This is a genomic window from Kitasatospora sp. NPDC048298 (assembly GCF_043201465.1).
Lineage (GTDB): Bacteria > Actinomycetota > Actinomycetes > Streptomycetales > Streptomycetaceae > Kitasatospora.
In genome coordinates this window covers 277918-301038 of the sequence record NZ_JBICYZ010000001.1, presented here as the reverse complement: position 1 = coordinate 301038, position 23121 = coordinate 277918, and the positions used below count along the sequence as shown (strand labels likewise).

At 72.4% G+C, this 23121-nt stretch carries 17 protein-coding genes and 1 pseudogene; 6 read left to right on the top strand and 12 right to left on the bottom strand.

The window, feature by feature from the left end:
- Window positions 1-57: 57 nt before the first annotated feature.
- Genes ACGF0D_RS00635 through bioB form a run of 4 tightly spaced genes read right to left on the bottom strand, consistent with a single transcriptional unit; the run spans window position 58 to window position 3900 of the window.
- Window positions 58-504: a hypothetical protein gene (locus ACGF0D_RS00635; RefSeq protein ID WP_392871154.1), complete on the bottom strand. Its 447-nt coding sequence runs from the start codon at window positions 502-504 to the stop codon at window positions 58-60.
- A gap of 52 nt (window positions 505-556) precedes the next feature.
- Window positions 557-1315, bottom strand: coding sequence for a dethiobiotin synthase (gene bioD / locus ACGF0D_RS00630; protein WP_392913326.1), 759 nt, complete (start codon window positions 1313-1315; stop codon window positions 557-559).
- Complete coding sequence (locus ACGF0D_RS00625) at window positions 1312-2622, bottom strand: adenosylmethionine--8-amino-7-oxononanoate transaminase (RefSeq protein WP_392913323.1); 1311 nt, start codon at window positions 2620-2622, stop codon at window positions 1312-1314. Before ACGF0D_RS00625 ends, bioD begins: the two co-directional genes overlap by 4 nt.
- 27 nt (window positions 2623-2649) lie before the next feature.
- A complete protein-coding gene (bioB, locus tag ACGF0D_RS00620) occupies window positions 2650-3900 on the bottom strand; it encodes a biotin synthase BioB (protein ID WP_392913321.1) in 1251 nt (416 codons plus the stop codon).
- Window positions 3901-4229: 329 nt separating this feature from the next.
- On the opposite strand from bioB, the gene ACGF0D_RS00615 reads away from it, so the two are divergent.
- On the top strand, window positions 4230-5090 hold the full coding sequence (locus ACGF0D_RS00615) for a hypothetical protein (RefSeq protein WP_392913319.1): 861 nt from the start codon (window positions 4230-4232) through the stop codon (window positions 5088-5090).
- A gap of 71 nt (window positions 5091-5161) precedes the next feature.
- On the opposite strand, the pseudogene ACGF0D_RS00610 reads toward ACGF0D_RS00615, so the two are convergent.
- Window positions 5162-5623, bottom strand: a pseudogene (locus ACGF0D_RS00610) (chloramphenicol phosphotransferase); the annotation flags it as partial.
- 291 nt (window positions 5624-5914) lie between these two features.
- On the opposite strand from ACGF0D_RS00610, the gene ACGF0D_RS00605 reads away from it, so the two are divergent.
- Complete coding sequence (locus ACGF0D_RS00605) at window positions 5915-8455, top strand: collagenase (RefSeq protein ID WP_392913317.1); 2541 nt, start codon at window positions 5915-5917, stop codon at window positions 8453-8455.
- 176 nt (window positions 8456-8631) lie between these two features.
- Here the strand turns inward: ACGF0D_RS00605 and ACGF0D_RS00600 are convergent, their stop codons facing one another.
- The 5 genes from ACGF0D_RS00600 to ACGF0D_RS00580 all read right to left on the bottom strand — a co-directional run bounded on the left by ACGF0D_RS00600 (window position 8632) and on the right by ACGF0D_RS00580 (window position 14982).
- Complete coding sequence (locus ACGF0D_RS00600) at window positions 8632-11124, bottom strand: DEAD/DEAH box helicase (protein ID WP_392871666.1); 2493 nt, start codon at window positions 11122-11124, stop codon at window positions 8632-8634.
- Window positions 11125-11309: 185 nt separating this feature from the next.
- Window positions 11310-11489: a hypothetical protein gene (locus ACGF0D_RS00595; RefSeq protein WP_392913315.1), complete on the bottom strand. Its 180-nt coding sequence runs from the start codon at window positions 11487-11489 to the stop codon at window positions 11310-11312.
- A 23-nt stretch (window positions 11490-11512) separates the two neighbouring features.
- Window positions 11513-12223 (bottom strand): hypothetical protein, encoded by a 711-nt coding sequence (locus ACGF0D_RS00590; protein ID WP_392913313.1) that lies wholly within the window; start codon window positions 12221-12223, stop codon window positions 11513-11515.
- A gap of 42 nt (window positions 12224-12265) precedes the next feature.
- Window positions 12266-14497, bottom strand: coding sequence for a hypothetical protein (locus ACGF0D_RS00585; protein ID WP_392913311.1), 2232 nt, complete (start codon window positions 14495-14497; stop codon window positions 12266-12268).
- Between the two features lie 32 nt (window positions 14498-14529).
- Window positions 14530-14982 (bottom strand): WXG100 family type VII secretion target, encoded by a 453-nt coding sequence (locus ACGF0D_RS00580; protein ID WP_392913308.1) that lies wholly within the window; start codon window positions 14980-14982, stop codon window positions 14530-14532.
- 175 nt (window positions 14983-15157) lie between these two features.
- On the opposite strand from ACGF0D_RS00580, the gene ACGF0D_RS00575 reads away from it, so the two are divergent.
- Window positions 15158-16360 (top strand): 8-amino-7-oxononanoate synthase, encoded by a 1203-nt coding sequence (locus ACGF0D_RS00575; protein WP_392913306.1) that lies wholly within the window; start codon window positions 15158-15160, stop codon window positions 16358-16360.
- 26 nt (window positions 16361-16386) lie between these two features.
- On the opposite strand, the gene ligD is transcribed toward ACGF0D_RS00575, so the two are convergent.
- On the bottom strand, window positions 16387-17394 hold the full coding sequence (ligD, locus tag ACGF0D_RS00570) for a non-homologous end-joining DNA ligase (RefSeq protein ID WP_392913304.1): 1008 nt from the start codon (window positions 17392-17394) through the stop codon (window positions 16387-16389).
- Window positions 17395-17460: 66 nt separating this feature from the next.
- Between ligD and ACGF0D_RS00565 the strand changes: the two genes are divergently transcribed.
- Window positions 17461-18522 carry an ATP-dependent DNA ligase gene (locus ACGF0D_RS00565; RefSeq protein WP_392913302.1) on the top strand — a complete coding sequence of 354 codons (1062 nt, stop codon included), beginning with the start codon at window positions 17461-17463 and terminating at the stop codon, window positions 18520-18522.
- Window positions 18523-18586: 64 nt separating this feature from the next.
- On the opposite strand, the gene ACGF0D_RS00560 is transcribed toward ACGF0D_RS00565, so the two are convergent.
- Window positions 18587-20017 (bottom strand): serine hydrolase domain-containing protein, encoded by a 1431-nt coding sequence (locus ACGF0D_RS00560; RefSeq protein WP_392913300.1) that lies wholly within the window; start codon window positions 20015-20017, stop codon window positions 18587-18589.
- Window positions 20018-20679: 662 nt separating this feature from the next.
- Here ACGF0D_RS00560 and tdh point away from each other — a divergent pair.
- A complete protein-coding gene (gene tdh / locus ACGF0D_RS00555; RefSeq protein WP_392913298.1) occupies window positions 20680-21708 on the top strand; it encodes an L-threonine 3-dehydrogenase in 1029 nt (342 codons plus the stop codon).
- 30 nt (window positions 21709-21738) lie between these two features.
- Window positions 21739-22932 (top strand): glycine C-acetyltransferase, encoded by a 1194-nt coding sequence (locus tag ACGF0D_RS00550; protein WP_380704996.1) that lies wholly within the window; start codon window positions 21739-21741, stop codon window positions 22930-22932.
- Window positions 22933-23121: the final 189 nt, after the last annotated feature.

Genomic DNA, 23121 nt, shown 5'->3' with positions numbered 1-23121 from the left:
GCGGTGCGGGCTTCGATTCGTCTCGAAGCCCGCACCGAATCGTCGGTCCCTCGTCCCTCAGGTGCCGTTGAGGGCGTAGCTGCGGAAGGTGGCCAGCAGCGGCAGCACCTCGGTCTTGCTGGGGTCCTCGGTGACGGCCCGCATCGCGTCGATCACCGTGTGGGCGATGATCTTCGTCACCGAGAGGTCGTCCGCGGGCGCCAGGGTGCCCCAGGCCTTCAGCGTCTGGGTCAGCAGGGCGCTCATCCTGGCGCCGATGTTGGAGCTGACGGCATCGGAGATCTCGGCGATCTCCTCGTCGCTCATGGTGGCGCGCAACCCGAAGGCGAGCGCCATCAGGGTGTCCATCGCGTGCTCGCCGTACGCGGCGACCAGCGCCGGCAGCGGCCGTTCACCGGTGCCGCCCGCCGCCAGGGCGAACAGTGCCTCGTCGTCGTCCTTCCACGCCGCCTCGAGGGCGGCCAAGGCCCGCAGGGCCTCGTCTGCGGTGAGCCCGTCTGTCATGGAAGGAACGGTATTGAGCCGTCCCGGCTTCCGACAGGTGCGGAAGCCGGGATCACCCCTTCGAGCGAAGCGGGGCCGATTCGGGCCGGTGGACGTGGGCGAAGTGCTCCGCGTCCCAGCTGCCGCCCAGCTCAGGGGCCAGCGAGGCGTGGGCGAGGGCGGCGAAGTCCGCCGCGCCGCCCGCCCGTTCCGGCAGTGCGCCGAGCAGCGGGGCGCCGGCGCAGCGGGGCAGGTCGGCCAGGTTGCAGCGCTCGGCGAGGCCCGGCTCGGCCGGCCAGGAGCCGACGAGCACACCCGCGAGCGGCAGGCGGCGGGCCGCCAGCGCCTCCGCGGTGAGGGAGACGATGTTGAGCGTGCCGAGCCCGGCCGAGGCGATCAGCAGGATCTCGGCCGGAAGCCCGGCGTCGAGCACGGCCCGGGCCTGGTCGGCGAGCGTGCGGCCCTCGTCGTCGTAGCGGACCAGCAGGCCGCCCGCGCCCTCCACCAGGACCAGGTCGTGCGCGCGGGCCAGTTCGGCGACCTCGGACACCACCTCGGCGGGGGAGAGGTACGCCATCCCGGCCCGCCGGGCGGCGGTGTCGGGCGCCAGCGGCTCGGGGTAGCGCACCAGCTCACGGATCGTCAGATCGCCTGCCAGGCGCCGCACTTCGACGGCGTCGCCCGGTTCGTCCGGCGAGACGCCGGTCTGCCCGGGCTTCAGTACCGCGACCCTCAGGCCCGCCCGCAGTGCCGCCGAGGCGACGGCCGCGGTCGCGACGGTCTTGCCGACGTCGGTGTTCGTCCCCGTCACGAACAGGATGCGCGCGCTCATCCGGCCACCGCCGCGGCGGTCACGGCGGCGGCGATCCGCGCCACGTCCTCGTCCTGCGTCACATAGGGGGGCATGGTGTAGATCAGGTCCCGGAACGGCCGCAGCCACACGCCCTCCCGCGCCGCCGCCTCGGTCGCCGCCGGAACGTCCACCGGGTGGTCCAACTGCACGACGCCGATGGCCCCCTGGACCCGTACGTCACGCACGCCGGGGACGTCCGCGGCCGCCGCGAGGCCCTCGGCCAGCCCGGTGCCGATCCGCTTCACCTCCACCGACCAGTCCTGCCCGAGCAGCAGGTCCAGCGAGGCGTTGGCGACCGCGCAGGCCAGCGGGTTGCCCATGAACGTCGGCCCGTGCGCGAGCACCGGCACCTCGCCGCGGCTGATCCCGTCCGCGACCTCGGCGGTGCACAGCGCCGCGGCCAGCGTCAGGTAGCCGCCGGTCAGCGCCTTGCCCAGGCACATCACGTCCGGCGAGACACCCGCGTGGTCGGCCGCGAACAGCGCGCCGCTGCGCCCGAAGCCGGTGGCGATCTCGTCGAAGACCAGCAGCACCCCGTAGCGGTCGCACAGTTCGCGCAGCATCCGCAGGTAGGCCGGCGAGTGGAAGCGCATCCCGCCCGCGCCCTGGACCACCGGCTCGACGATGACGGCGGCCAGCTCGTCGGCGTGCCGGGCCATCAGCTCCTCGAAGTGCTGCGCGTACTCCGGGTCGAGCGGGGCGTCGAACCCGGCCGGCGGCTCCGGGGCGAACAGCTGGCCGGGCAGCACCCCGCCCCACAGGTGGTGCATCCCGCCGTCCGGGTCGCACACCGACATCGGGTGGAAGGTGTCCCCGTGGTAGCCGCCGCGCCAGGTGAGCAGCCGGCGCTTGGCCGGCCGCCCGGTGGACTGCCAGTACTGGAGGCACATCTTCATCGCGACCTCGACGGCCACCGAGCCCGAGTCGGCGAGGAAGACGTGCCGCAGCGGCTCCGGGGTGATCTCCACCAGCCGGGCGGCCAGCCGGACGGCGGGCTCGTGGGTGAGCCCGCCGAACATCACATGGCTCATCCGCCCCAGCTGTTCGCGCACCGCCTCGTCCAGCACCGGGTGCCGGTAGCCGTGGATCGCCGCCCACCAGGACGACATCCCGTCGACCAGCTCGCGCCGCCCGCCCGCGACCGGCTCGGCCAGGCGCAGCCGCACCCCCGAGGCGGACTCGACCACGTACGGGGTGACGGTGCCGGGCATCGGCCCGTACGGGTGCCACACGTGGGCGCGGTCGAGGGCGAGCAGGTCGGACGCGGACGCGGACGGCTGGAGCATGGTGCGTTCTCCGGAGGGTCGGAACTGTCAGGCGTTGGGCGCGAGTTCGGTGCCGGCGCCGCGGCGGCGGACCTTCACGAGGTCGCTGCGGAGCCCGTCCTCGGTGCCGTCCTCGGTGCCGTTCCCGCTGTCGGGTACGGTGACGGCCTCCGGGGCGGGGGCGTCCGCGCCGTGGGCGTGCCCGCCGCACGGCCCGCAGCCGCCACCGCCGCTGCCGCAGGCCGAGGCCGCGGTGCCGCAGCCGCCGGCGGCCTGGGCGGCCTCGGCGACGTCCGCGCGGTGGCGCGGCAGGGTGGCCTCGCCGGCGCCCTCGACCTCGAAGCCGGCGTCCCTGATCATGTCGAGGTCGGCCTGCCCGGCCTGGCCCTCGCTGGTCAGGTAGTCGCCGAGGAAGATGGAGTTGGCGATGTGCAGGCCGAGCGGCTGCATCGAGCGCAGGTGCACCTCGCGCCCGCCCGCGATCCGCACCTCGGTGTCCGGGTTGACGAAGCGGACCATCGCCAGGATGCGCAGGCAGCGCTGCGGGGTGAGGTTCCACTCCTTGGCCAGCGGGGTGCCCTCGAAGGGGATCAGGAAGTTGACCGGGACGGAGTCCGAGCCGAGCTCGCGCAGTGCGAACACCACGTCGACCAGGTCCTCGTCGCTCTCGCCCATGCCGGCGATCAGACCGGAGCAGGCGGACAGGCCCGCGCCGTGCGCCTTCTGCACGGTGTCCACCCGGTCCGCGTAGGTGTGGGTGGTGGCGATGTCGCCGTAGGTGCCCTCGGAGGTGTTGAGGTTGTGGTTGTAGGCGTCGGCGCCGGCCGCCTTGAGCCGCTCCGCCTGGTTGTCGGAGAGCAGGCCGAGGCAGACGCAGATCTCGACCGCGGGGTCGGCGTCCTTGATGGCGGCCATGGTGTCGGTGACCCGGTCGATGTCGCGGTCCGTCGGGCCGCGGCCGCTGGCGACCAGGCAGACCCGCTTGGCGCCGCCGGCCACCCCGGCGCGGGCGGCCTCGGCGGCCTGGTCCGGCTTGAGCCAGGTGTACTTGAGGATCTCGGCCTTGGACCCGAGCCGCTGCGAGCAGTAAGAGCAGTCCTCGGGGCAGAGCCCGCTCTTCAGGTTCACCAGGTAGTTGAGCTTGACCCGGCGGCCGAACCAGCGGCGGCGTACCTTGCCGGCCGCGGCGACGACGTCGAGCAGCTCGTCGTCGGTGGTGGCGAGGACGGCCAGGGCCTCCTCGCGGGTCGGGACTTCGCCGCGCAGGCCCTTGGCGGTGAGGTTATCGAGAAGATCCATGGGGCCGATCCTGCCTGGTGGCGATCGAGCGGCGCCAGAGCAAACCCGCCAGAAGATCGGCGTGAGGATGTGCCGATTGCCACAGTGTCGAAGGTCACGGGCTCCGTTGCTGGTCATGGGCTTGACGAGGTGCCGGGCCAGAGGTTACCGGCGAGTAGTCAGCGGGTGGCGGGCGGACGGTGACCGGGGTGGCGGGCGGACGGTGACCGGGGTGGCGGACGGAGGGTGACCGGGCTGGCGGCCGGGCCGCGGACGGCTCCGGTGGACGATGATCCACAACCCCCGCCCCCGTGATCCACGCCACCCCGGGGGTGCTTAGAATCTGCGCCATGACCACGCAGGGGGAGCGCACCCCGACTCCGGGAGAGGGCCGGGACGGCCGGGCAGAGCAGCGGGTCGGCGGGGCCGCCGAGGCCGCCGACGCCGAGGGGGGAACGGACCGCGGGCGGGGCCGTCGGATGACGGCCCGTCGGGCGGCCGGCTGGATCGTCGTGGTCGGGGTGGTCGCGGGCGGGGGATGGATCATCACCCGCCCGATGCCCGGTGACTACATACCCGGGCTCGGCCCGTCCACCAAGGACGCGGCCGCGACGCCGCGGGTGGTGGGCGCCCCGCCGCCGCGCACCGACTCCGAGGCCCTCAACGTCGACACCCTCTTCCCCGCCCAGCGGCCCGTCGAGGTCGGCGCCTTCAAGGCGCGGCGCAACGGCGTCCGGCAGGGCGAGAACTGCGTCGAGGTGCTCCAGGACCGCACCCAGGACCCGCTGAAGGACACCGGCTGCCAGAGCTACCTGGCCGTCAGCTTCACCGGCCAGGACCACCCCGTGCTCAGCAGCGTCACCCTGCTGCGCTTCCCCGACCAGCCCTCCGCCGCCCGGGCCGCCGAAGCCCTGCGGGCCAAGCCCGGCGCGGTCGCCTTCACCCTCGCCGACGCCTCCACCGCCCCCACCCTGCCCCCCGGCGCCAAGCCGGGCGGCGAGCCGCGGATCGAGGCGGTCGGGCACTACGTGACGGTCACCAGCTCGCGGTCCGGCGACGGCCGCCCGGCGAGCGCCGCCCCGAGCGGCACCGGGGCGCCGACCGCGCCGCTCCCGACGACCACCGGCACGGCGCCGAGCACCGAACAGAACCTGGACGAGGCCACCCGCGCGCTCTCCTACGCGGCGGGCTCGCCGTTCGTCTGGATCTGACAAACCGCCGGAGACGACGGACTCCCCCTCGAGGACGCGGGCCGACGGGGGAGTCCGGGGCATCGCCGGCTCGGCTCCTGAGCGTCCGGCAGGAGCCGTCGGCGGAGGCGGGTGAAGGTGGTGGGTACGGGGCGGTGCGGGAGGAAATCCCTGATCTGCCGTGCGCATGCGCGCGGGCTCGCGGCGCCTGTGTCGCACTCCAGGTCGTAGTCGCCGTGGCGGTGCGCCAGCGCGTACCGGTGCACCGCGAGGCCTGACGGCCGGTCGTCGCGGGCCCGTTGGCCGGCCCTGGCCGTGGCCGCGATCGAACGGTGGAAGCCCCTCCTGGTCCGGCGCGGCGCCGCGTCCGACTCCTCGGCCCCGAGCGGCCGCCCGGTGCGCATCGCGTTGAAGTCGTCGACCGCCAGGTGGGAGAAGACGCCGTCGTCCGGGATGTCCGACAGCTCGCGGGCAATGCTCGATGTCCCGGAGCTGGACGGACCGTTGAGGAAGATGATCCGACCGGATGGCCTGACGTCATGGTGACCTGCCACCGAGGGTGCGGGTCGGCCACTACGGGCGGGCCGGCGGGCCGGGCCGCCCTGCCGAATCTCCCGGTTCGTGACGTGATGGGCCTCTGGTGGGCGTGGGTCGCGTCACTGTCGACGGCAAGTGCCGCAGGTCAGCCGGGTGGCGGGGACGGAGGCGGGGAGGTGGCCGAAACGTTCGTATCATATGACCTGTGACATTGTTCTGACCTTCAGTCAGTGACAGGATCCACGCCAAATCTCCTTCACTCAGCCCGACTCCCCGTCGGACTGCCCCCACTCGAAGAAGGATTCGGCGTGCTCCTGCGCACTAGACTCTCCACGCTCGCAGCCGGCGTCGTCGCCTGTTGCGCCACCGCCACCGTCGTGCTGCCGGCCCAGGCCCTCGCGGCACCCGGTGCCCTCACCGCGGCCCCCGCCGCCGCCCCCGCCAAGGCCGCGACCGACCCCAACGCGCCCTCCGCTCCCGCCACCGGCGCGCGGACGGGGTCCGAGGAGCCCGCCGCGCCCGCGGCACCGCTGCCCGCCGCGCTGATCGGCGAGCGCCTGATGACCGCGTCGGCCGACACCGCCGACACGGCCGCGGCAGACGCCCCCGTCGCGGCCAAGTCCCTGGCCGCGCAGCCCTGCACCCCGGCAGACTTCGCCGCGCGCAGCGGGGCCGACCTGGTCGCGTTCATCAGGAGCTCGACCCCGGACTGCGTCCGGGGCCTGTACAGCAGCGGCGGCACCGACCCGGGCATCTTCAAGCAGTCCCGGATGTTGTCCGTCGCCGCCGCCTTCAAGGAACTGGCCGCCGGCTACACGGGCGACAACTCGACCGGCATCCAGCAGCTGGCGCTCTACCTCCAGGTCGGCTACTACATCCAGTTCAACCACCCCGACGCCACCGGCCCGTACGCCGGCGAGCTCACCACCGCCGTCCGGGCCGCCCTGGACGCCTTCTTCGCCGGCTCCCGCTGGCACGACGTCAGCGAGAGCAACGGCATCGTGCTCAAGGACGTCGTGTGGCTCACCGACAGCGCCAACGTCCAGGCCGGCTACCTGAACGCCTACAAGCGGATACTCGACGACTACGACAATTCCTACAACGCGATCCCGAAGATGGTCGGCGCGGTCAACTCCGTGCTGCAGTACCCGCTTTGGCGCGGCAACTCGAACCCGGACTTCGTCAAGGCCGTCGCCGCCGACCCGAGCGTCGCCCGCTCGCTCGCCGACTTCGCGATCAACCACAAGGACCTGATCGGCGGGTCCAACGAGGTCCTGTCCACCAACGCCGGCAACGATCTTGCCCGGCTGGCCGGGAGCGGCGCCGCCGTCGAGCCCCTGGTCAAGCCGCTGGTCAAGAAGGTGCTGGACGCCGCGCCGCTGCTGACGCCCGCCGCGCCGCTGTACGTGCACACGGCCGTCCAGGCCAACTGGTACAACGGCGGCCAGTGCTCGTACTACGGCACCTGTAACCTGCCCGCCAAGCTCACCTCGGTGGTCCTGCCGAAGCAACTGGTCTGCGACAACCGCACCATCAAGTCCCAGGCGCTGTCCGCCGAGGAACTGGCCACCGTCTGCGCCAGCCTGCGCAACCAGGACGCGCTGTTCCACGACGTGGTCAAGGACAACGGGCCGATCCCCAACCAGTACGCCCAGAACGTCACCTTCGGGATCTTCGCCAACAAGACCGACTACACCACCTACTCGTGGGCGATCTTCGGCAACGACACCGACAACGGCGGCGAGACCGTCATGGACGCCACTGACCCGAACGTGCCGGCCGTGACGGTGATGTACCAGAAGTCCTGGAACGTCAACGACCCCGCCCGGGTGTGGAACCTGAACCACGAGTACACCCACTACCTGGACAGCATCTACGACCTCAAGGGCAACTACCCCACCCAGATGTCCGTCCCGGACATCTGGTGGGTCGAGGGCCTCGCCGAGTACGTCTCGCACCGCTACCGCGGCGCCACCGACACCGACGCGATGACCCAGGCCGCCAAGCACACCTACAAGCTCAGCGACCTCTTCCAGAGCACCCCCCGCAACTCGGACTCCACCCGCGTCTACCCGTGGGGCTACCTGGCCACCCGGTACATGCTGGAGAAGCACCCGGCCGATGTCCAGGCCATGCTGACCCGCTTCCGCGCCGGTGACTACCAGGGCGGCTACGCGGTCTACAACGGCCTCGGCACCTCCTACGACGCCGACTTCGACGCCTGGCTCGACGCCTGTGCCGCCGGCGCCTGCTACAACCCCGGCCCGACCGCCCTGTTCGACACCTCGGTGAACGGCGCGACCGTCACCGCGAACGACCGCTCCGTGCAGACCGGTTCCGGCCGCATCACCGCCTGGCACTGGACCTTCGGCGACGGCACCTCCTCCGAGGAGCGCAACCCGAGCCACACCTACGCGGCCTCCGGCAGCTACACCGTCGCCCTCACCGCCACCGACGACACCGGCCGGATCTCCACCACCCCGACCACCGTCACCGTCACCGCCGACCCCGTGACCCTGCCCGCCTGCACCGAGCAGCGTGCCGACGCGATGGGCCGCAACTGCTCGCGCACCGGCCGCACCGCCACCGCCGGCAACCTCGACTACCTGTACGTCTACCTGCCCGCCGGGACCACCACGCTGAAGGTCACCACCTCCGGCGGCACCGGCACCGCGCACCTCTACTACAACGCGGACACCTGGGCGTCGCCGAAGGCCTTCACCGCCTCCTCCACTGCCACCGGCACCACCCAGTCCCTCACCGTCACCAACCCCACCGCCGGCTACCGCTACCTCAGCCTGTACGCCGTCACCGACTTCAGCGGCGTCACGGTCAGCACCCAGTTCTGACCGCCGTCCCGCCACCTCGGCGAGCGCTCGGCCGGTCCTCCCGGCCGAGCGCTCGCCTTCGTCGTGTCGGGACGGCGGTCGACGGCGGCGGCACAGGGCCCCGCCGACCACCGGACGGACAGGTCGTCGAGGGCCGTGGCAAGGCCGGGCGGACAGGCATCCGGGCCAGCCCGGGCTCAGCCGCCGAGCCGGTCCACCGAGGTCACCCGGACCACCGCCCGGCCCTCCTCGTCCGAGCCGTACAGGTCGACCTCGGCGCTGATGCCCCAGTCGTGGTCGCCCTCCGGGTCGTCGAAGATCTGCCGGACCCGCCAGGCGGAGTCCTCCTCCTCGATGATCAGCATCTTCGGGCCGCGCGCGTTCGGGCCGGTGCCCAGGTCGTCGTACTCCTCCCAGTACCCGTCCATGGCGTCCGCCCAGCGGTCCGCGTCCCAGCCGTACTCGCCGTCCAGCTCGGCGAGCTCCTCGTAGTGCTCCAGCGCGCACAGCTCGACCCGGCGGAACATCTCGTTGCGCACCAGGACGCGGAAGGCGCGGGCGTTGGCGGTGACCGGCGCCGGCTTGTCGTCCAGCCGCACCTCGGCGGCCTGCGGCTCGCTCGGGTTGGCCAGCTGCTCCCACTCGTCCAGCAGGCTGGAGTCGACCTGGCGGACCAGCTCGCCGAGCCAGGCGATGACGTCCTTGAGGTCGTCGGTCTTCACGTCCTCGGGGACGGTCTGCTCCAGCGCCTTGAACGCGCCGGCCAGGTAGCGCAGCACGATGCCCTCGGTGCGGGCCAGCTCGTAGAAGCCGACGTAGTCCGTGAAGGTCATCGCCCGCTCGAACAGGTCGCGGACCACCGACTTCGGCTGCAGCTGGTGGTCGCCGATCCACGGGTGCGCCCGGCGGTACACCTCGTAGGCGTGGGTGAGCAGCTCCTCCAGCGGCTTCGGGTAGGTGATCTCCTGGAGCCGCTCCATCCGCTCCTCGTACTCGATGCCGTCCCGCTTCATCTCGCCGACGGCCTCGCCGCGCGCCTTGTTCTGCTGTGAGGCGAGGATCTGGCGCGGGTCGTCGAGGGTCGCCTCGACGACCGAGACGACGTCCATCGCGTACGAGGGGGAGGTCGGGTCGAGCAGCTCGAAGGCGGCCAGCGCGAAGGTGGACAGCGGCTGGTTGAGCGCGAAGTTCTCCTGGAGGTCCAGGGTGAGCCGGACGATCCGGCCCTCGGCGTCCGGCTCCGGCAGCCGCTCCACCACGCCGCCCTCCAGCAGCGAGCGGTAGATGGCGATCGCGGTGCGGATGTGCCGGCGCTGCGCGGCCTTGTCCTCGTGGTTGTCGGTCAGCAGCTTGCGCATCGCCTCGAAGGCGTTGCCCGGGCGGCCGATCACCGACAGCAGCATCGCGTGGCTCACCTTGAACCGGGAGACCAGCGGCTCCGGGTCGGCGGCGATCAGCTTGTCGAAGGTCTCCTCGGTCCAGCCGACGAAGCCCTCCGGCGCCTTCTTCCGCACCACCTTGCGCTTCTTCTTCGGGTCGTCCCCGGCCTTGGCGATCGCCTTGTCGTTCTCGATCACGTGCTCCGGCGCCTGGGCGACGACCTGGCCGACGGTGTCGAAGCCGGCCCGGCCGGCCCGGCCGGCGATCTGGTGGAACTCGCGGGCGCGCAGGATGCGCACCCGCTGCCCGTCGTACTTCGACAGCGCCGTGAACAGCACCGTGCGGATCGGCACATTGACGCCGACGCCGAGGGTGTCGGTGCCGCAGATGACCTTCAACAGGCCCGCCTGGGCGAGGCGTTCGACCAGCCGGCGGTACTTCGGCAGCATGCCCGCGTGGTGCACGCCGATGCCGTGGCGCACGAAACGGGACAGGTTGCGGCCGAACTTGGTGGTGAAGCGGAAGTTGCCGATCAGCTCGGCGATGGCCTCCTTCTCCGCCTTCGAGCACATGTTGATGCTCATCAGCGACTGGGCCCGCTCCACCGCCTCCTTCTGGGTGAAGTGCACGACGTAGACCGGCGCCTGGCCGGTCTGCAGCAGCTCCTCCAGGGTGTCGTGCATCGAGGTGCGGCGGTACTCGTAGAACAGCGGCACCGGGCGGGTCGCGTTGCGCACCACCGTGGTCGGCCGGCCGGTGCGGCGGGTCAGGTCCTCCTCGAAGCGGCGGACGTCGCCGAGCGTCGCGGACATCAGCAGGAACTGCGCCTGCGGGAGCTCCAGCAGCGGGATCTGCCAGGCCCAGCCGCGGTCCGGCTCGGCGTAGAAGTGGAACTCGTCCATGACCACCTGGCCGATGTCGGCCCGGGTGCCGTCGCGCAGCGCGATCTGGGCGAGCACCTCGGCGGTGCAGCAGATGATCGGCGCGGTCGGGTTCACGCTCGCGTCGCCGGTCATCATGCCGACCTGCTCGGTGCCGAACATCTTCACCAGGTCGAAGAACTTCTCCGAGACCAGCGCCTTGATCGGGGCGGTGTAGAAGGTCCGCTGCCCCTCCGCCAGCGCGGCGAAGTGCGCCCCCGCCGCCACCAGGCTCTTGCCCGACCCGGTCGGCGTCGCGAGGATCACGTTGTTCCCCGACACCAGCTCGATCAGCGCCTCCTCCTGCGCCGGGTACAGCGTGATCCCCCGCTCCTCCGCCCAGGCTGCGAACGTCTCGTACAGCGCGTCGGGGGTGGCGGGCTTCGGCATCAGATCAAGGAGGGTCACCCGGCTATCTTGCCTGCTCGCCGCCACCCCGGGCAAAGCCCGGAGCCGAGGGGAGCAGGTCGCGGGAGTGTGACGGGCACCCGTCCGCCCGGCCGCGGGCGTCCCGCGGCACCGGGACGGGCCCGTCCGGACGCCACCCCGGACGTCAGGAACCGGCGCGGGGGCGGTCAGAAGGGCGCGGCGGGCGCCTGCGCGACCAGCTGCGGGGCGTTCGTACAGCCCTGGGCGCGGACGAACTCCCTCGCGGTGCGCAGAGCGGCATCGACCCGGATCTGGTGGACCCTGACGGCGGGGGTGTCCACGGACGCCCAGTCCCCGCTGAGGCCGATCATGCGGAACGGCAACACGGCCGGGCGTCCGTCTCGGGGTGTCAGGAACCGACGCGGGGGGCGGTACCGGCCAGCGTCACGGGGTTCCGGCACTCGTACGCGGTCGCGGCGGCCCGGCCGATCTTGAGGGCGATGTCCGCGTAGGCCTGATGTGCCTTGCCGAGCGAGGCGCCGTGGACGACGTCCCCGGAGACCAGGACGCCGATGAACTTCGGCGGGGGCTGGTCGCTGCCGTCGCTCGGGGCGTCGTAGTCGCACGGAACGTAGAGCCGGACCGCCGCGTTCCCGGGGACGATCGTGCTGGCCGTGATCCACCCGGTCGTGTCGGCGCCGAAGTCGAGCGGGGTGACCGATCCGCTGCCGGCATCGCTCTTCCGGTCGGCGTCGATCCGGTCGCGCGCCGGTCGGACGTCCGCGTCGAGCAGGATGGTCCCGCCGGGCCAGGAGACGAGGCACCGGGAGTCGCGGCTCCCCGAGGCGGGCTTCGCGGGGGTGGCGATCTCGCGGGACGGCGTGGGCTCGGTGGCCTCCCCGTCCGGGCCCGCGAGCGGCTTCAGGTCGTTCGCGCTGAGCACCCCCCAGCACGCGCTCTGTGGCAGCTCCACCGACTGCCAGGGTTTCCAGGCCCACAGCCCGCCGCCCACCGCCGCGACCACGGCGAGGGCGACGACTGCGTGCCAGGGGCGGACCCGGGACCGGCGCGGGGGCGGGTCGTCCGGGGACGGCGGGATGATGTGGGCGACGTCGGCCATTCCTCAGCGCTCTCGGTCGTGGCAGGTGGTGGGCTCGGGCGGTCAGCTCTTGGGGTAGACCGTGTCGTACGAGGTCTTGCCGCTGCTGTAGCCGGTGTTCTCCTCCTGGGCGGCTCGGCGGGCCACGTCGTTGATGTAGTTCGGGTCGGCGCCCGCGTTGCGGCCGGCCTCGCGGACGGCGTCGATGATCGCCTGCTGGGACTTGAGCTCGGCCGACTCCTTCGCGGACCCGGCCTCGTCGCTGGCGTCGTTGTGGGTGTCCACCTTGTAGCCGTTGGCGACGTCGTCCATGATCTGGTTGACCACGCTGTCGACGCCCTCACCGATCAGGGGCGCGCGCTCCTTGAGCGCGTCGCCGGCGAACGACCAGATCTGGCCGGCGATCTCCCTCTTGGTGTCGATGGCGGCGTTGAACTCGGCGTCGCTGGCGGAGTGCTTCTGGTAGACCGCGTCGACCATCGCGCTGGTGATCAGGCCGTTGACCTGCCCGGCCGGCTTGGCGATGTTCTCGACCGCCACCGCCAGGTCCTTGTGCAACTCGGGGTGGGCCAGCACGTCCTGGATCTGGGCCGTGGTGTAGGCCTGCTGCCCGGCCGCGATCGTGGCGTAGGCGTCCGGGTCCTGGCCGAGTGTGCCGAGCAGGCGCTCGACCTGGCTCTGCTTGAAGAGGTGGGAGTCGGCTCCCGCCCCTTCCAGGGCGCCCTGGACGTCGCCGATGTAGTTGGCGGTCATGTTCCCGAGGCTGCCGTTGAGGTTCGCGAACAGGCCGCCCTTGAGCAGGTCCGGGCCGTCCTTGGTGCCGAACCTCTCCACCACGTGGGACATGATGTCGTTCATCGCGGCGGTGTGCTGGGGGAACTTGCCGTCGATGTCGTCGTACGCCCTGCCCGTCGTGGCCGCCTCCAGGGCGTGGCCCAGCGCGCTGACGTCGAACGGGTCGGCGGTGCCCGGGTTGGGCCGGGGCGGGTACTGCTGGTCGATCAGGATCGACCGCGGGCCGGTGTCGGTGAGCATCTTGAGGTAGGTGTTCTCGCCACCGGTGCTCTTGACGGTGCCGTCCGGGTTGAAGGCGGCCGGCGCGTCGTGGAAGAACTTGGTGGCGGCCTCGGGGCTGTGGCCGAGACCTTCCAGGATCGCGGACATCGGGTTGATGCCCCTGATGTTCCCGTCCTTGTCGGGCACGCCGATGAACTTGAGCTCGGTGAACGGGTACGTGGCCTTGGCGGCCGCGTCCCAGCGCATCGGGTTCTCCTGGGTGAGCTGGGTGATGTGCTGGGCGACCGGGACGAGGAAGTGGTCGTCGTACTTCCCGTTCCGCAGCAGGTTGGCCATGATCTGGTAGCCGTACGGGCTGTGCGCGGGGTTGCCACCCGCCGGGACGGGGATCTGCGTGGCGCCGGCCGCGCGGAACCGCTTCTCCCACTCGTCCGAGACGTGCACCGACTGCTTGGTGTCGGTCGCGGTGGCCAGGGTCAGGCCCAGGCCCTGCTGGATGCCCTTGATGGCCGAGCTGCGGGCCGGGCTGTTGGCGAAGTCGCCGCTCTGCGCCATCGCGCCGTACTTGGCCATGAACGTCGCCGGGTCCTGGTTGCCGTAGAAGGAGGTGGCGAACCGCGGGTCGTTCTTGTGGTGGTCCAGGATGTCCTGGAGGTGCTTGAGCTGGGCGTCGGAGGCCTGGGCGCCGAGGCCCAGGATGTAGGTGGCGGCCTTGGCCTCCTCCTCCGCGATGCCGCCGACGGGGTTGGCGTTGAACGCGGTGCCGTCGCTGCCGGTGTCGTCGCCCAGGGCCCTGGAGGCGTCCTGGTCGGCCTCGGTGGCGCGGTCGATCGCGTCGCCTATCGCCTTGGCGGCGGTCTCGGCCTTGGCCTTCCAGCTGTTGGCGTACTCGGGGTCCTTCTTGTCGGCCGGGTTGGTGGCCGGCGGCCAGTGCACGGCGCCCTGGTCGTCGACGGTGAGGCCCTCGTGGGTGGCGTTCTGGACGGCGGTGGTGAGGTCCTTCTTCGCCGCCGTGATCTCGGTGTGGGCGTCGCGGAGCGTCTTGGCCAGGGCCGAGGCCTCCTCGAAGGCCGCGTGGATCTGGTCGCGGGCCCAGGTGAGCTTGGCGTCGGCGAGGCCGGCGGCGTCGCCGTGCCAGCCGGACTGCTGGATGGTGCCGATGACCTCGTTCTGCATCCGCTGGGTGAGGTCCCACTTGCGGACGAGGGTCTCGAAGTCGCCCGCCGCGGAGGCGAGGCCGCCGAGGTCGACCTGCTGGAGCTGACTGAATGTGACCATGGTGGTGCGGTGTCCCCCCGTTTGCGCCGGCGTTAGCTGCCGGCGCCCTGCGGCTTGTTGAAGTTGGCCTGGATGTCCGAGTCGGTCTTGCTGTAACTCTGGGCCGTGGTCTGCAGGTTGGTGCCGATGTCGCCGACGGTGGTCTGCAGTCCGCCGGACTGGCTGGTCCAGGTGCCCCAGGCGGCGGTGAGCGCGCCGCCGAGGTTCCAGCCCTTGAGGGAGCCGGCCGCGGCGTTGACGTGCTCGCCGGGCTGGTCGCACTCGGTCTTGACGGCGTCCCGCAGGGCGAGGGCGTTCTGCGCGGCCTGCTGGAGCACGCCGGCGTTCACGGCGACGGTCTTGCCGCCGCCCGCCGGGTTCAACGAGACCGGCGCGGAGTTGGCCCCGGCGAGGTCCGGGAACTGCTTCTTCGCCTCTTCGGTCAGATTGCCCTTGTCGTCAAAGAGCCACGGATTCATGCGACGCTCGAATTCGAGGTCGGTCATTGTTTGCCCCCCGGATAAAGATCGGCATGGATCGTACTATTTTTGCGGCGCGGATTTCGGTGAATTGAATATTGATACTCCGTTAACACCTGGTGAATCACCACAAGAGTGGCCCGTCCGCAATGTGCCGATCCGCACATTGCCCCGCACACGACGGCATGCCAGAGTGCCGAGCATGAACCATCCGCTCGCGGCCGAGCCGCGCCCCGCCGCCACCGACCTCGCCCCCGCGCGCGTCTTCGACTGGCTCGACGAGACCGCCGCGATGCGCGCGGAGGCCGGGCTGACGCGGACGCTGCGCAGCCGGGCGGCGGACGACGCGGTGCTGGACCTCGCCGGCAACGACTACCTGGGGCTGACCAGGCACCCGGTGGTCACCCGGGCCGCCGCGGACGCGGCGCTGCGCTGGGGCGGAGGTTCGACGGGCTCGCGGCTGGTGACGGGGACGACGGCCCTGCACACCGAACTCGAGGAGGAGCTGGCCGAGTTCTGCGGGGCGGAGGCCGCGCTGGTGTTCTCCTCCGGATACACGGCCAACCTCGCGGCGCTGACGGCCCTCACCGACCCGGACACCCTGATCGTCTCCGACGCCTACAACCACGCCTCGCTGATCGACGGCTGCCGGCTCTCCCGCGCCGACGTCCACCGGGCCCCGCACAGCGCCCCGGCGGCCGTCGCCGAGGTGCTCGCCGGGCGGACGCAGCCGCGGGCGCTGGTGGTCACCGACTCGGTGTTCTCGGTGGACGGCGACGCGGCCCCGCTGCCCGGGCTGTCCGAGGCCGTCCGCGCGCACGGTGCCGCGCTGCTGGTGGACGACGCGCACGGGCTGGGCGTGCTCGGCCCCGGCGGCACCGGGGCGCTCGCCGCGGCCGGCCTCGCCGGGCAGCCGGACGTCGTGGCCACCGCCACCCTCTCCAAGTCGCTCGGCTCGCAGGGCGGCGTCGTCCTCGGCCCGCGCCGGGTGATCCGGCACCTCACCGAGACCGCCCGCACCTTCATCTTCGACACCGGCCTCGCCCCGGCCGCCGCCGGCGCCGCCCTCGCCGCCCTGCGGCTGCTGCGCGCCGAGCCGGCCCGCGCCGAGCGCGCCCGCGAGGTCGCCCGCACCCTGGCCCGGCAGCTCACCGCCGCCGGCCTGCACAGCTGCGAGCCCGAGGCCGCGGTCGTCTCCGTCCGCGCCCCGGGCCCGGAGGCCGCCGTCGCCTGGGCCGCCGACTGCCGGCGCGCGGGCCTCGCCGTCGGCTGCTTCCGCCCGCCGTCCGTCCCGGACGGAATCTCCCGGCTGCGGCTCACCGCCCGGGGAGACCTGACGGACGGCCAGATCGCCGAGGCCGTCCGCATCGTCGCCGAGCTGGCCCCGCCCGGCGCGCGGGCCTGAGGCTCCGCAGTGAAGGGGACGGCTGACTACTTCTTCTTCGCCCGGCTCGGCTGGACCCGGGGCGGCTCGCCCTTCGCCTTGGGGTGGTCGGGCGGGTAGGGGAGTTCGCCGATGCCCTCGTCGTGGAGCTGCTTCTCGTAGAGCTCCAGCAGGGCCTCCAGGCGGAACGCGTGCTGCTCCATCTCGGCGTTCAGGTCGCCGAGTTCGGCGAAGCGGGCCGGGACGGTGCGCAGGTCGAAGTCCTCGGGGGCGGCGTCGTCGAGTTCCTCCCAGCGCAGCGGGGCGGAGGCGGTGGCGCGGGGGCGGGCGCGCAGCGAGTAGGCGGAGGCGATGGTGCGGTCGCGGGCCATCTGGTTGTAGTCGACGAAGATCCGCTCGCCGCGTTCCTCCTTCCACCAGGCGGTGGTGACCTTCCCGGGCATCCGCTGCTCCAGCACCCGGCCGAGCGCGATCACGGCGTGCCGTCCGTCGGTGAAGGTCCACTCGGGCGCGAGCGGCACGTAGACGTGCAGTCCGCGCCCGCCGGAGGACTTGGGCCAGCCGCGCAGCCCGTACTCCTCCAGCAGGGCGCGCAGTTCGTGGGCGGCGCGGACGGCGTCGTGGAAGTCGGTGCCGGGCTGCGGGTCGAGGTCGATCCGCAGTTCGTCCACGTGGCCGGTGTCGGAGCGGCGGACCGGCCAGGGGTGGAAGGTGAGGCAGCCCAAGTTGGCCGCCCACAGCACGGCGGCCGGCTCGGTGGGGCAGATCTCGTCGGCGGAGCGGCCGCTGGGGAACTCGATCCGGGCGGTGGGCAGCCACTCCGGCAGGCCCTTGGGTGCTCGCTTCTGGTAGAAGAACTCGCCGTCCACCCCGTCCGGGAAGCGCTGCAGGGTGGTCGGCCGGTCGCGCAGCCCGCGCAGCACCCCGTCGGCGACGGACAGGTAGTACTGCGCGACGTCCAGCTTGGTGAAGCCGCGCTCGGGGTAGTACACCTTGTCCGGGTTCGACAGCCGGACGGTGCGCCCGGCGACTTCCAGTTCCACGGCTGAGCCCATGCCCCTCACGCTAAGCGCGGTACGCCCGGCGCGCGCCCCGAGGCGAACCGGGTGAGGATCGGTCGCATGGACCTGCCCGTGATGCCACCGGTGGCGCCGATGCTCGCCAAATCCGTCGCCGAGATCCCGCCCGGGATGCAGTACGAGGCCAAGTGGGACGGCTTCCGTTCGATCGTGTTCCGTGACGGCGACGAGGTGGAGCTCGGCAGCCGCACCGGCAAGCCGCTGACCAGGTACTTCCCCGAGCTGGTCGAGGCGTTGAGGCGGGAGCTGCCGCCGCGCTGCGTGCTGGACGGCGAGGTGGTGATCGCCCGGGACGGGCGGCTGCGCTTCGAGGAACTGCTGGAGCGCATCCACCCCGCCGCGAGCCGGGTGAAGCTGCTCGCCGAGCGGACCCCGGCCTCCTTCGTCGCCTTCGACCTGCTCGCCCTCGGCGACGAGAGCCTGCTGGACGAGCCGCTGTCGGTCCGCCGCCCGGCCCTGGAGGCCGCGCTCGCCGGCGCCGCCGACCCGGTGTTCACCGCCCCCGCCGCCACCGACCTCGACCTCGCCCGGACCTGGTTCGCCGAGTTCGAGGGCGCCGGGCTGGACGGGGTGGTCGCCAAGCCGCTGGACCAGCCGTACCGGCCGGGGGAGCGGACCATGTACAAGATCAAGCACGAGCGCACCGCCGACTGCGTGGTGGCCGGCTACCGGGAGCACAAGAGCGGCCCGGTGGTCGGCTCGCTGCTGCTCGGCATCTTCGACGACGACGGCAGGCTCCAGCACGTCGGCGTCTGCGCCGCCTTCTCGATGGCCCGCCGCCGCGAACTCGCCGAGGAGCTGGCCCCGTTGCGGATGGCGGACGTCTCCGGGCACCCCTGGGGCGCCTGGGCGGACGAGGCCGCGCACGCCGAGGGCCGGCTGCCGGGCGCCGTCAGCCGCTGGACCGGCGGCAAGGACCTCTCCTGGATCGCGCTGCGCCCCGAGCGGGTGGTCGAGGTCGCGTACGACCACATGGAGGGCACCCGGTTCCGGCACACCGCGCAGTTCCGCCGCTGGCGGCCGGACCGCACGCCGGAGAGCTGCACCTACGCGCAGTTGGAGGAGCCGGTCTCGTACGACCTCGGCAGGGTGCTGGGGATCTGACGCGACGCCGACGTTCCGCCGACGCACTGTCGGCGGAACGTCGGCGAAGCGCTTGGAACGTGCTTCAGGAGAGGTGCAGCGTGGCGGCGCCGGTGGGTGAGGCCGTGGGGGACGGGGTCTGCGTGACCATCGGATTCGGCGACGGCGAGGCGGTGGGCGACGCCGGCGGCGAGATCGTCGGTGACGTGGTCGGCGAGGTCGTCGGCGAGGGGGAGGCCGTCGGTGAGCCCGTCGGCGAGGGGGAGCCCGTCGGCGAGCCCGTGGCGGGCGCGGTGGGCAGCGCGTAGACGTTGTTCGGCGAGACGATCTGGGTGATCGCCCGGGCCACGAACGTCGAGGGTTCCGAACCGTCGTGGGTGATGTCGGTGTTGAGCAGGATGACCAGGCTGGCCTTCGCCTCCGGCAGGTAGAGCACCACGGCCTCGTACCCGGGCAGCGAGCCGTTGTGGCCGATCCAGCCGTGGGTGGTGAACACCCCGAAGCCGTAGCCCAGGTCGGGGGTGTCTCCGGTGGACTTGAACTTCAGCCGCTCCGCCTGGGTGGCGGGTTTGAGCAGCGGCTCGCCGGTGGCCAGCACCTTCGACCAGGTCTGCAGGTCCGCGAGGTCGGAGATGGCGGCGCCGGCCGCCCAACCCCAGGACGGGTTCCAGGTGGTGGCGTCCTCGACGGTGCCGCTGGCCGTCTGGTTGGTGTATCCGTGGGCGTGCGGGTCGGGGAAGGTCGCGTCGGTCGGCAGGCTGGTCTTGGTGAGCCCGGCCGGGGCGAACACCTGCTGGTCCAGGAAGTCCTGGAGCGGCTGCCCGCCGACCTTCTCGACCACCAGGCCGAGCAGGATCAGGTTGGTGTTGGAGTACTCGAACTTGGCGTCCGGCGCGAAGTTCGCCGGGTGCTTGAACGCGAACCCGAGCAACTGGTCCGGGCTGAAGGGCCGGTTCGGGTCGTTGAAGACCGCATTCTGGAAGTCGGAGTCCAGGGTGTAGTTGAACAGGCCGCTGCGCATCTCGCCGAGCTGACGCAGGGTGATGCCGTCGCCGCCGGGCACGTTCGGGACGTACTTGGAGATCGAGTCGTCCAGGCCGAGCTTGCCCTGGTCGACGAGCCGCAGGATGCCGGTGGCCGTGAAGGTCTTGGTCACGCTGCCGACCCGCATGTACAGGTCGGGCGACATCGGCGTCCCGGCGTCCTTGTCGGCGACGCCGAAGGTGCGCTGGTAGCTGCCGTCGGGGGTGGTGTAGCCGACGATCACCCCGGGGATGGCGGCCTCGCTCATCGCCTGCTTGATCGCGGTGTCCAGCCGGCTCATGACGTCCGGGGTGAGCGCCGTCACTCCGCCGGTGGGGCTGCCGGTCGGCGTGGCGGTCGGGCTGAGCGCGGCCGGTTCGGCGGTGACCGCCGGACCGGCCTGCGCGGGCGACGAGTCCCCGGAGCAGGCGGAGACGGCGAGCAGGCCGCTCAGCGCGAGGGCGGCGGAGGCCGCCCGTACGGACCTGGGCACGGCCGGACGCGGAGAGCGGGGTACCCGTACGGAGCGGGGAACGGCCGGTCGGGGCCGTCGGGTGTCGGTCATCGGCGCAGGCGCCTCTCTGGGGCGGGCGGCCCCTTGGCGACGAAGGGCCCCGGAGCGCGGCTCGGCCGGGTCGGAGCGCTGCTCCACGGGGCCGCGGGGGAGCGTCGCCACCGTAAGCACCGCCGCCGTCCGGCCGCGCGCGGGTCCGTGCCCGGCTGGACCGAACGGGAGCACCGTCAGCCGAGTGCCCCGCCCGGCTGGCGGCCCACCGTCAGCCACCCCGGGGCCGTGGTCGGCCCCCGTCGGAGTCGCGCCCGCCGTCTCTGCGCTCGGCCCCGTCTCTGCGCTCGGCCCCGTCTCTGCGCTCGGCCCCGTCTCCGCGCTCGCCCCCGTCGGAGTCATGCCCGCCGCCTCCGCGCTCGGCCGGACGGGTGAGCACCGGCACGCCGCAGCGGCCTGCGGGCGCGGCTCGGGCACGATCGTTCAGCCCAGCTGTGGCCGCCCTTAAGAATTCCTCGATGGACCGCGCCCCCTCCGACCAGGCAGATTGCTGCCTGCCCGGAGCGCGCCCCGTCAGGAGCGGCCGAACCGGGCCCCCTCGGCCTGCCCCCGCACCCGCAGGCCGTTCCACCCGCACGTCAGGAGCCGCCGTGAAGGCACTCGTCAAGCAGCAGGCCGAGCCCGGGCTCTGGCTGATGGACGTCCCCATGCCCGAGATCGGCCCCGGCGAGGTGCTGATCAAGGTGCTGCGGACCGGTATCTGCGGCACCGACCTGCACATCCGCAAGTGGGACGGCTGGGCCCAGCAGACCATCAGGACCCCGCTGGTGCTGGGCCACGAGTTCGTCGGCGAGGTCGCCGAGATCGGTGCCGGCGTCGCGGACATCGCGATCGGCGACCTGGTCAGCGGCGAGGGCCACCTGGTCTGCGGCAAGTGCCGCAACTGCCTTGCCGGCCGCCGCCACCTGTGCCGCAACACCGTCGGCCTGGGCGTCAACCGCGACGGCGCCTTCGCCGAGTACGTGGCCCTGCCCGCCTCCAACGTCTGGGTGCACCGGGTGCCGGTCGACCTGGACGTGGCCGCGATCTTCGACCCGTTCGGCAACGCCGTGCACACCGCGCTGTCCTTCCCGCTGGTCGGTGAGGACGTGCTGGTCACCGGCGCCGGCCCGATCGGCATCATGGCCGCCGCCGTCGCCAAGCACGCCGGCGCCCGCAACGTGATGATCACCGACGTCTCCTCGTACCGCCTCGACCTGGCCCGCGAGGTCGGCGTGACGCTGGCGCTGGACGTCTCCCAGCACACCATCGAGGAGGGCCAGCAGAAGCTCGGCCTGCGCGAGGGCTTCGACGTCGGCCTGGAGATGTCCGGCCGCCCCGAGGCGATGCAGTCGATGATCGCCAACATGACCCACGGCGGGAAGATCGCCATGCTCGGCCTGCCCGCCGAGCAGTTCCCGGTGGACTGGGCCTCGATCGTCACCTCGATGATCACCATCAAGGGCATCTACGGCCGCGAGATGTTCGAGACCTGGTACGCGATGTCCGTGCTGCTGGAGGGTGGCCTGGACCTCAGCCCGGTGATCACCGGCCGCTACGCCGCCACCGACTTCGAGGCCGCCTTCGACGACGCCGCGAGCGGCAACTGCGGCAAGATCATCCTCGACTGGACCGCCTGAGCCACCCCGCCGACGCAAAAGGAGCCTGCTGTGTTCGACAACGTGCGCGCCGACATCGCCACGACCCTCGACGAGATCCGCGAGGCCGGCCTGTTCAAGCCCGAGCGGGTGATCGGCTCCCCGCAGAGCGCCGCGGTCACCGTGACCGCCGGCGGCCGCCCGGGAGAGGTGCTGAACTTCTGCGCCAACAACTACCTGGGCCTCGCCGACCACCCCGAGGTGCTCGCCGCCGCCAAGGACGCCCTGGACCGCTGGGGCTACGGGATGGCCTCGGTCCGCTTCATCTGCGGCACCCAGGACGTCCACAAGGAGCTGGAGGACCGCCTCTCGGCCTTCCTCGGCCAGGAGGACACGATCCTCTACTCCTCCTGCTTCGACGCCAACGGCGGTGTCTTCGAGACCCTGCTGGACGACCGTGACGCCGTCATCTCCGACGCGCTGAACCACGCCAGCATCATCGACGGCATCCGGCTCAGCAAGGCCCGCCGCCACCGCTACGCCAACCGCGACCTCGCCGACCTGGAGAAGCAGCTCCAGGACACCCAGGACGCCCGCCGCCGCCTGATCGTCACCGACGGCGTGTTCTCGATGGACGGCTACGTCGCCCCGCTGCGCGAGATCTGCGACCTGGCCGACCGCTACGACGCCATGGTCATGGTGGACGACTCGCACGCCGTCGGCTTCGTCGGCGCGGGCGGCCGCGGCACCCCCGAACTGCACGGCGTGATGGACCGCGTGGACATCATCACCGGTACCCTCGGCAAGGCGCTCGGCGGTGCCTCCGGCGGCTACGTCGCCGCCCGGCGGGAGATCGTCGCCCTGCTGCGCCAGCGCTCCCGCCCGTACCTGTTCTCCAACTCGCTGGCCCCGGTGATCGCGGCCGCCTCGCTCAAGGTGCTCGACCTGGTCGAGAAGTCCAACGAGCTGCGCGAGCGGCTGGCGGCCAACACCGCGCTGTTCCGGACGAAGATGACCGAGGCCGGGTTCGAGATCCTGCCCGGCGACCACCCGATCGCCCCGGTGATGATCGGCGACGCGGCCAAGGCCGGCCGGCTCGCCGAGCTGCTGCTGGAGCGCGGCGTGTACGTGATCGGCTTCTCCTACCCGGTGGTGCCGCACGGCCAGGCCCGGATCCGGGTGCAGCTGTCCGCGGCGCACTCCACCGAGGACGTCGAGCGCGCCGTCGCGGCCTTCGTGGACGCGCGCGCCGCGCTGGGCGAGTAACCCCACCCCAGGCTGCCCGCGGGCCGGACCGCTCGGAACCGGACCGGCCCGCGGGCTCACAAGGCACGCCCGCACCGTGGGGGGGGGGGGGGGGGGGGGGGGGGGCCCCCCCCGCGCCCCCCCCCCACCCCCCCCCCCCCCCCCCCCCCGGGGGGGGGGCGGGGCGGGCCCCGCCGCCCCCCCCCCCCG